The 5,620-nt window shown below is 62.3% G+C and carries 5 protein-coding genes; 3 read left to right on the top strand and 2 right to left on the bottom strand.

Annotated features, from left to right (window positions below; translation table 11 throughout):
- The 3 genes from AC1DWF_RS29650 to AC1DWF_RS29640 all read left to right on the top strand — a co-directional run.
- On the top strand, positions 1-1,830 hold a 1,830-nt coding region (locus tag AC1DWF_RS29650), incomplete at its 5' end, for a molybdopterin oxidoreductase family protein (protein WP_476842397.1).
- A 160-nt stretch (positions 1,831-1,990) separates the two neighbouring features.
- Positions 1,991-2,758 (top strand): 4Fe-4S dicluster domain-containing protein, encoded by a 768-nt coding sequence (locus tag AC1DWF_RS29645; RefSeq protein WP_476785045.1) that lies wholly within the window; start codon positions 1,991-1,993, stop codon positions 2,756-2,758.
- Positions 2,759-2,762: 4 nt separating this feature from the next.
- Complete coding sequence (locus AC1DWF_RS29640) at positions 2,763-3,683, top strand: dimethyl sulfoxide reductase anchor subunit family protein (RefSeq protein WP_476785044.1); 921 nt, start codon at positions 2,763-2,765, stop codon at positions 3,681-3,683.
- Positions 3,684-3,691: 8 nt separating this feature from the next.
- Here AC1DWF_RS29640 and AC1DWF_RS29635 read toward each other — a convergent pair whose 3' ends face one another.
- Both AC1DWF_RS29635 and AC1DWF_RS29630 read right to left on the bottom strand, forming a co-directional pair.
- Positions 3,692-4,648, bottom strand: coding sequence for a lipid A biosynthesis lauroyl acyltransferase (locus tag AC1DWF_RS29635; RefSeq protein ID WP_476787735.1), 957 nt, complete (start codon positions 4,646-4,648; stop codon positions 3,692-3,694).
- Positions 4,649-4,703: 55 nt separating this feature from the next.
- The coding region (locus AC1DWF_RS29630) for a zinc-binding dehydrogenase (RefSeq protein ID WP_476842396.1) at positions 4,704-5,620 on the bottom strand (917 nt) is incomplete at its 5' end.

Raw genomic sequence — 5,620 nt, 5'->3', positions numbered from 1 at the left:
GCCCAAGAGACCGGCGTGTCGGTCGAGACCATCCGTGGTCTGGCCGCCGAGATCGCGCGTGTCGCATTCGATGAGGCGATCAGCATCGACCAGCCATGGACGGATATGAACGGCGAGCGACACGAAGCGTTTATCGGCCGGCCGGTCTCATTCCATGCGATGCGCGGGATTTCGGCCCACTCCAACGGGTTCCAGACGGCTCGCGCCCTGCACATGCTGCAGGTGCTGATCGGCGCGGTCGACTGTCCCGGCGCCTTCCGCTTCGAGCCGCCTTATCCAAAGCCCATCGAGGCGCATCCGACGCCGCACGGCAAAGCCGAACATTTTGGTTCCAACAAGCCGCTTTCGGGCCCGCATCTCGGCTTTCCCAGGGGACCCGAAGACCTGTTGATCGACGCCGAAGGCCGGCCGATGCGCATCGACAAGGCGTTCTCCTGGGATGCGCCGATCTCGGCGCATGGGCTGATGCACATGGTGATCGCCAACGCGCATGCCGGCGACCCGTACCCGATCGATCTCATGTTCCTCTACATGGCCAACATGGCCTGGAACTCGTCGATGAACACGGCGGGCGTCATCAAGATGCTGGAGGACAAGGATCCGGCCACCGGCGAGTACTGCATCCCCAAGATCATCTATTCCGATGCCTATTCGTCGGAGATGGTCGCCTATGCCGATCTCATCTTGCCCGACACCACCTATCTCGAACGCCACGACTGCATCTCGCTGCTGGACCGCCCGATCTCCGAGCCCGACGCGGTGCAGGATGCCATTCGCTGGCCGGTGGTCGAGCCTGACCGCGACGTGCGCGGCTTCCAGAGCGTGCTGCTGGATCTCGGTGCCCGGCTGCGGCTGCCGGGCTTCGCCGATAATCATGGCAAGCCGCTCTACAAGGATTACGCCGATTACATCGTTCGCCATGAACGCAGGCCCGGCATCGGCCCGCTGGCGGGCTTTCGCGGCAGCGATGGCACCCGCACCGGACGCGGCGCGGCCAATCCCGACCAGCTCAAGCGCTATATCGAAAACGGCTCGTTCTTTTCGGCGCATATTCCGCTTGAAGCGCAATTCTTCAAGCACGCCAACAAGGCCTATCAGGATTTCGCCGTGCGCATGGGCTTCTTCGACGAGCCGAAACCTGTGACCTTCCAGCTTTATCAGGAAACGTTGCAGAAATTCCGGCTCTCGGCCGAAGGCCTGCGCGAACCGGTGGCGCCTCAGACGCATCGCGAGCGCATCCTCGCCACTTTCGACCCGCTGCCGATGTGGTATCGACCGTTCGAGGAAGCGGCCGTCAGCCGCGAGGAATATCCCTATCACGCCATCACCCAGCGGCCGGCGGCGATGTACCACTCCTGGGGCTCGATGAACGCCTGGCTGAGGCAGATCCATACCAAGAACCCGCTCTATGTGCCCGGGCCGATCTGCGACGAGATCGGGCTCGTCGATGGCGACTGGGTCTGGGTGATCTCGCATCATGGGCGCATCAAGGTCGAGATCGCGCGCATGGAGGCGGTCAACTCGAGCACGGTCTGGACTTGGAACGCCATTGGCAAGCGCGAGGGCGCGTGGGCCCTCGACAAGGATGCGCCCGAAGCCAAAAAAGGCTTCCTGATGAATCACTTGATCCACGAACTTCTACCGCCCAAGGGCGACGGGATGCGCTGGTCCAACTCCGATCCGATCACCGGCCAGGCTGCCTGGTATGATCTGCGCGTACGAATCGAAAAGGCCGAACCGGTTGAAGTCAGCGAGCCGCATTTTTCGGCTGTCGCGCCGGCACGGCCGCATCCCGACGAACTGCGCTACGGGCAGGAGTGGGCGAAATGAGGATTGCTGCGGCGCGGACAAGTCTCCTCTCCCGGTTCACGGGGAGAGGATGCAGGCAGGCAGGTGAGGGGCAGCGCAATCGCCGCCGGTTTGCGCTGCCCCTCATCCGGTCCTTCGGACCACCTTCTCCCCGTGAACGGGGAGAAGGAAAGGGCGCGCCATGACCAGCTTGCCGTTACTGCCGACACCGAAAAAGCTCGGACTCGTCATCGATCTCGACGTCTGCGTCGGCTGCCATGCCTGCGTCATCAGCTGCAAGGAGTGGAATACCGGCGGCTATGGCGCCGCACTTTCGGACCAGGATCCCTACGGCGCGGATGTTTCAGGCACCTTCCTCAACCGCATCCACACCTTCGAGGTCGTGCCCGAGGGCGGGCAGGTGATCGGCGAGGCGGGCGAGGCACGCATCGTGCATTTCCCCAAGTCATGCCTGCATTGCGAGGATGCTCCTTGCGTCACTGTTTGCCCGACAGGTGCGTCCTACAAGCGCGCCGAAGATGGCATCGTGCTGGTCGACGAAAGCAAATGCATCGGTTGCGGGTTGTGCGCGTGGTCGTGCGCTTACGGTGCGAGAGAGATGGATCTCGCCGCAGGCGTGATGAAGAAATGCACGCTGTGCGTCGACCGCGTCTACAACGAGACGCTGAAGGAAATCGACCGCGTGCCGTCCTGCGTTCGCACATGCCCTGCCAATGCACGGCACTATGGCGACCTCGCCGATCCGACTTCAGAAGTCTCGCGCATGGTGGCTGAGCGCGGCGGCTACGATCTCATGCCGGAGCAGGGTACACGCCCGACCAACAAATATCTGCCGCCCCGCGCGCGCAAGCCACTGGCCGCAAGTGCTGGTTCGACAGTGCTCGCTGAAAACACTGACGGCGCCAAGGGCTTCTTTGCCTGGCTCGACGGTATGCTGGACCGAATCTGAAAAAATGCACCCCGCACCTTCCATCATCTTATTCACCACGCTTTCCGGGCTCGGCTACGGGCTCGCAGCGATGCTCGGGCTTGGCCTGCTCGACGCCTCGACCCTGTCGGCAAAACTCGCGCATATCGCTGCGCTGATGATGATCGGAGGCGGCCTGTTGTCGTCGACGCTGCATCTCGGCAATCCGCAGCGCGCCTGGCGGGCGCTGTCGCAATGGCGATCGAGCTGGCTGTCGCGCGAAGGCGTGATGGCGGTTCTGACCTTCGTGCCGCTGACGACTTCCGCATGGTTCGCGGTGGTCGAGGGACGCTATGTTCCTGCCGTCGGGCTGGTCGGATCAGTGATGTGCGGCATCACTGTCTATTGCACCGCGATGATCTACGCCTCGCTGCGTTCGATCCAGGCGTGGAACACCGGCCTCACGCCACTATGTTACCTGCTGTTTGCCGCGGCTGGTGGGCTTTTGCTCGCAACCGTCGTTGCCACAATCTCGGGAAGCGGTAGCGTTTTGTGCGCGTTATTGGCGCTAGTGGTGGTTATCGCCGCCTGGGTGGCGAAAAGTGTCTGGTGGAAGCGGCTGCGAACGCTGGCGCCGCTGTCGACCCCGGAGAGTGCCACGGGTCTCGGTAATATCGGCCATGTCAGGTTGTTCGAGCGGCCCCACATCAACGACAACTACCTGACCCGCGAAATGGGCTTTAAGGTCGCGCGCAAGCACGCGCTCAAACTATCGATGCTGGCGATTCTCGCAGGCGGGGTGATACCTACTGTGCTGTTGCTGGTGGCCATTTTTGCGGGTGGCAGCACGATCGCCCTGCTGGCTGCAGTCCTGGCGGTGTTGCTTTATGCGCTCGGCCTGGTCGTCGAGCGTTGGTTGTTCTTCGCCGAAGCCCGCCACGCGGTGATGAACTACTACGGCGGGTGAGGACAATCTCAGGAATCGGCGGCCAGCTTGCCGGCAGCGTTGACCTTGCGGCGCTTGCCTTGGGACAGGTTCCAGCGCTTGTGGAACCACATCCACTGGCCGGGGTCTTCGCGAATCCAGCGCTCCACCGTGTCATTCAGCATCTGCGTGGTCGCCTGAACGTCGACCGTGCCGTCGGCGCGGCGCGGCAGCGTCAGCTTTTCGTCCACGGTCAGCCGATAGCGGTTGCCGGGCAGCCTGACGCAGTGCGCAGGATAGACGTCGCATTCATAGTGGCGGGCGAGCATGGCAAGGACCGGATTGGTCTCGCATTCGAGGCCAAAGAATTTCGTGCGCAGGCCGCGATTGAACTTCTGATCGACGAGCACGCCGACATTGCCGCCCCGGTCCAGAATCCCTGCCAGCGCGAAGGACGCGCCGCGCTGCGAAGCCAGCAGATCCCCCATATTCGAGCTACGCGTCGAGAAGATATATTCGGCAAGGTAGGGGTTGTTTGGCGGACGAAACAGCGCTGTGATCTTCATGCCGAAGGTGGCGGCAGCGATCGGCAGCAGTTCGAAATTGCCAAGATGCGCGGTGAAGACGATGTGCGGCTTGTCCTCGCCAGCGATCTTCACGAAATGGTCGATACCCGAAACCTCGATACGGCCAGGCGTCGTCGCCTGCGGATCGTAGTCGAAGATCTGTTCTAGGAAGATATATTCGGCGCCGAGCCGGCCCATATTGCCCCACATGTCGAGGGCGATGGCTTCGATTTCGGCGTCGGTTTTCTCAGGATAGGCGTTACGCAGATTGGACAGCGCGACCCGATGACGGCCGAACCAGGGGCCGACCGTGCGAGCGGCGCGATCGGCAAAATTGAGCCCTTTGTCGACCGGCAGCAAGCGCAACAGCTTGAGCGCCACCAGCGCTACCTGCGCGACCAGCCAGTAATTGAACATGCGCAGATGCCCCATGATCTTCATGACCGTGGGGTTGGGGATCTTGCTGGCCTTCTTGCGGGGCAATTCGGGAAAATCCTCAGTCGATGCGGAGGATGATCTTGCCGAACACGTCGCGACCTTCCATCCGCTTCAGCGCGGTGCCGATGGAGGTAAAGTCGACCTCGGTGTCGATGATCGGCTTGACCAGTCCGGCAGCCATCTTCTGCATGGCGTCGGCCATGTTTTCCATGCGGCAGCCAAATGAGCCAAGCAACTTGAGCTGTTGCTGGAACAGCATCATCAGGTTGATTTCTGTCGAAACGCCTGATGTCGAGCCGCAGGTGACGAGGCGGCCGCCTCGCTTGAGGCTGAACATCGAGCCTGCCCAGGTGTCCTTGCCGACATGTTCGAAAACCACGTCGACGCCCTTCTTCTTGGTCAGCTTGCGCACGACGCCTTCGAAACGATCCTCGCGGTAGTTGATGACATGGTCGGCGCCAAGGGCCTTGGCCTTGTCGATCTTGTCATTGGAACCGACTGTCGTGATGACGGTGCAGCCCATCTTCTTGGCGAGCTGGATTGCCGCCGATCCGATGCCCGAACCGCCGGCATGGATGAGGATTGTCTCGCCCGGCTGAAGCTTGGCGTTGTCGAACAGCATGTGTTCGACCGTGCCGAAGGTGACGGGAGCAACCGCAGCGCCAACGGCATCGACGCCGGGAGGAGCGGGAACAAGCAGGCGCGCCGGCAGGTTGATCTTTTCCTGGGCGAAGCCGTCGAGATGGAAGCCATGCACGCCAGAGACGTGTTCGCACAGATTGTCGCGGCCTTCGCGGCAGGGACGGCACAGGCCACAGGTGCGGGCGCCATAGATCGAAACCAGCTGATCGGGTGCAAGGCCCGTCACGCCGGGGCCGACTTCGTCGACCTCTCCGGAGGCTTCGGCGCCGATGACCAAGGGCAGCTTGCGCTTGGCAAAGGCCATGCCGCGCCAGCCCCAGACGTCGATATGGT

The sequence above is a fragment of the Aminobacter sp. P4_D5 genome (genome assembly GCF_056401815.1).
The sequence above is the reverse complement of the archived record's forward strand: the minus strand, read 5'-3'. Positions and strand labels throughout refer to the sequence as shown.

What these genes read in the sequence shown, in the direction of transcription:
- AC1DWF_RS29640 (WP_476785044.1), top strand. Translation starts at nt 2,763, where the DNA reads ATGCACCCCGCACCTTCCATCATCTTATTCACCACGCTTTCCGGGCTC.
- AC1DWF_RS29645 (WP_476785045.1), top strand. Translation starts at nt 1,991, where the DNA reads ATGACCAGCTTGCCGTTACTGCCGACACCGAAAAAGCTCGGACTCGTC.
- AC1DWF_RS29635 (WP_476787735.1), bottom strand. Translation starts at nt 4,648, where the DNA reads ATGAAGATCATGGGGCATCTGCGCATGTTCAATTACTGGCTGGTCGCG.